The organism is uncultured Caballeronia sp., assembly GCF_964243625.1.
Taxonomy (GTDB): domain Bacteria; phylum Pseudomonadota; class Gammaproteobacteria; order Burkholderiales; family Burkholderiaceae; genus Caballeronia.
Genome location: NZ_CAXTGZ010000698.1, coordinates 1 through 3013, shown reverse-complemented (window position 1 = coordinate 3013; position 3013 = coordinate 1). Strand labels below are relative to the sequence as shown.

General features: G+C 58.1%; 2 protein-coding genes. One reads left to right on the top strand and one right to left on the bottom strand.

The window, feature by feature from the left end; all coding sequences use genetic code 11:
- Positions 1 to 560 precede the first annotated feature (560 nt).
- Positions 561 to 1334, bottom strand: coding sequence for a helix-turn-helix transcriptional regulator (locus ACFFAR_RS29505; protein ID WP_375509046.1), 774 nt, complete (start codon positions 1332 to 1334; stop codon positions 561 to 563).
- Positions 1335 to 1498: 164 nt separating this feature from the next.
- On the opposite strand from ACFFAR_RS29505, the gene ACFFAR_RS29500 reads away from it, so the two are divergent.
- Complete coding sequence (locus ACFFAR_RS29500) at positions 1499 to 2527, top strand: zinc-binding dehydrogenase (protein ID WP_174365126.1); 1029 nt, start codon at positions 1499 to 1501, stop codon at positions 2525 to 2527.
- The last annotated feature ends 486 nt before the right edge of the window (positions 2528 to 3013 follow it).

Here is a 3013-nt window from a genome sequence, read left to right as displayed (position 1 = left end):
CCTCTATCGTGCCCACTTCCCCGGAGGGAGGGCGGTGTCCATTCCATCTCGGCCAGACCCGGTCCGACGCTGAACTGAGGAAGTGAGTCGCCGTTGATCGGGCCGCATCGGGGCAGAGTCCACCCGAACCGGTCATCCATGCTTCTCAGGAACGGCTGTTGGCGGGTCCAAATAACTGGGAGTGGAGGCGATCCGACAGCCGACAAAATTGTTCTTACATTCCACAAAAAAAGGAAGGTCGCAATGGGTGATTAACTATCAAAAACATCGCTCATTAAGATCTATTCTGCGGGAGTGGCCGCTTGCTATCTTGCAGGATTTTGGCTGGCCGTGAATGACCCGATAGTGACGTACAATTTCCTCCATATACAGTCCGGGAGATGTGCATCGCGGGTCAGTGCAGCGGGCTTGCTTCCAGAAATAGGCACATAGCTTCGCAGCATATTCGCCCCGCTTTCTGCCTCGATCATGTTGGAAGTCGAGAGAGCATCAATGGGTACGGGCAGATGTGCTTTGGTACCTATCCGAAATACGAGGTCCTTCGCCCACCCTGTGTGCGTTCAGACAGGCGTGTAGATCGAAAGCTTAAGCGCCGGATCGTCATTCGCTTGAAACGTGGCGTATTCATAGCGTTGTGCGCCCCGTTCCGGATGGGTGAGCACTTTCTGCCCGGACGTACTCCCGCGAATGTCATGTGCATTCCACCACTTCTTGAATTCCGGGCTATGGGCGCGCACGCGTTCAACCAATTCTATGAAGGCAGGATCGCCAGCATGGAGATCGTGAGTCGCGCGAAAGAGCGCTACCATGCGGCGCGCCTCGTCAGTCCAGCTCCGGCCGAACAGCCGACGCGAATCCGTTTCGATGAACATGAATGCAAGAATATTTCGATTCGATGCGTCGAGGCGATCAAAGCCAAGGACATCCGCGGCGGCAGCGTTCCAGGCCAAAATGTCCCAGCGTCGGCCAGTGACGTAAGCGGGCAAGTTTACGCTCTTGATAAGACGCTCGATTACCGGCGGCACGCTTTCTGGCGCAAAGCCTCGGTGATCGCCATTGCGCGCCAAGGCACGCAGATGTGCCGCTTCGGCCTTACCAAGGCGCAGGGCGCTGGCGAGAGCATCGAGCGTGGCATCGGATGGACTGACCGTACGTCCCTGTTCGAGGCGGACATACCAGTCGACGCCGATGCCCGCTAACTCCGCTACTTCCTCGCGCCGCAAGCCTGGCGTACGGCGTCGTCGTCCGCTCTTAAGCCCAAGCTCGGCAGGGCTTATTTTCTCGCGCCGTGAGCGCAAAAAATCGCCAAATTCACTTCGGCTCGTTGTCGCCATGGTTTGTTTTCCCCTGTAGGAGGGTCGCTTGAGTCCTAGGATAGTACTAGGCCTTGTTGCCTATTCCAAACCTGCCAGAATGGGCTCTCCCAACCATACAAACGCAAAAGCCATGAAAAGCTGCAATCCTGAAGACGCTTGGCCAGCCCCTCGAAATCGCAGAAATGCCGACGCCGGAAATTGGCACGGGCGAAGTCGTCGTTAATGTCGTCGCCGCCCCAGTGCTGTCCTACGCGAACGAAGTGTTCAACGGCAAACGACGCTACCTGATCGACCTACCGATGGTACCGGGGTGCGGTGCGATCGGTCGTGTGCGCACAAGCGGCCCGGACGCGACCCACCTGAAGCAGGGTGACTGGGTGTTTTGCGACCCGACTGTGCGTTCACGCGATGACGCTCTGATGCCCGATATCACCCTGCAGGGCTGGAGCGCACGGGGAGAAGGCGGCATGCGCCTGCAACGGCATTTTCGCGACGGCACTTTCGCCGAACAGGTGCGCATACCGACTGAAAATGCGATTCGCATCGGCGAGATCGATCCACGCGATGCTGCGCGCTGGTGCGCACTCAACACCATGCTCGTGCCTTACGGGGGATTGCTCGCCGCCAACTTCCAAGCCGGCGAAATATTGCTGGTGAGCGGTGCGACCGGAAACTTTGGCAGTGCTTGCGTCGCGACAGCTCTCGCGATGGGCGCACACTGCGTCGTCGCGCCTGGGCGCAATGAACCTGCGCTCGCAGATCTCAAGCGCCGATTCGGTGATCGTGTGCAGACCGTGATACTTTCGGGCAATGAGGATGATGACCGGGAGCGCATGCGTGCGTGCGCTCCCGGCCCTGTTGATTGCGTCATCGATCTGTTGCCGCCATCGGCGACAACCACGACGGTGCGCGCGGCAGTGATGGCTGTGCGCCCTTACGGCCGCGTTGTGCTAATGGGCGGTGTAGGTATGCTTGGCGGCGACGGACTCGACCTGCCTTATCCTTGGATTATGCGCAATGACATCACGGTGCGCGGCAAATGGATGTATTCGCCCGAAGCAGTGACGCGCATGACCGGCTTGATCCGCGCGGGCCTGCTAGATCTTGGGCACTTTGACGTCACCGCATTTGCGCTGGACGACGCGAACGAAGCAGTAGCTCATGCAGCCGCCAACGGCGGGCCTTTCAGAATGACTGTGGTCCGGCCATAGATTGCGGCGGTCCACCACTTGCGCTTATGCCGTAATGTGGAGGCGCGATCGCAGATGCAGCGAAGCGCTCGACGATCCGATGGGCGCGCGGTGGTAATCCAAGCGATGGAGAGATATGTCAGCAGAACACTGAACATGATCAACTGCATATCAGGCTAAGTTGGAACCATTGCTAACGACTTCGCTACGTGTTATCACAGTCGCTTATTGGCCAATCAGCGTCCGACGGCCGACCGGCTTTGTTTCGTCTCATCTCCAAGCGCCCAAGCTATAGGCGCCTGGTGAGGCCAACCGCATTCGAAGTCAGCGGTCCAATTGACGACTCCCAGCGCGCTCATTGCGATAGTCGGACGGCGGCAGTGCCGCAGTCCGACGTCATTGATCGCATGCTCGTGAAGATGACCGTTGTATCCTCAAACGTTTTGCCCATGAGGTTAAAGAGCAGTTCGGCGATTCTTTTATAGATTGTAGATTTCGGTCGTTGGT

Coding starts and splice junctions, on each gene's coding strand:
- ACFFAR_RS29505 (WP_375509046.1), bottom strand. CDS start 1,334: ATGGCGACAACGAGCCGAAGTGAATTTGGCGATTTTTTGCGCTCACGG.
- ACFFAR_RS29500 (WP_174365126.1), top strand. CDS start 1,499: ATGCCGACGCCGGAAATTGGCACGGGCGAAGTCGTCGTTAATGTCGTC.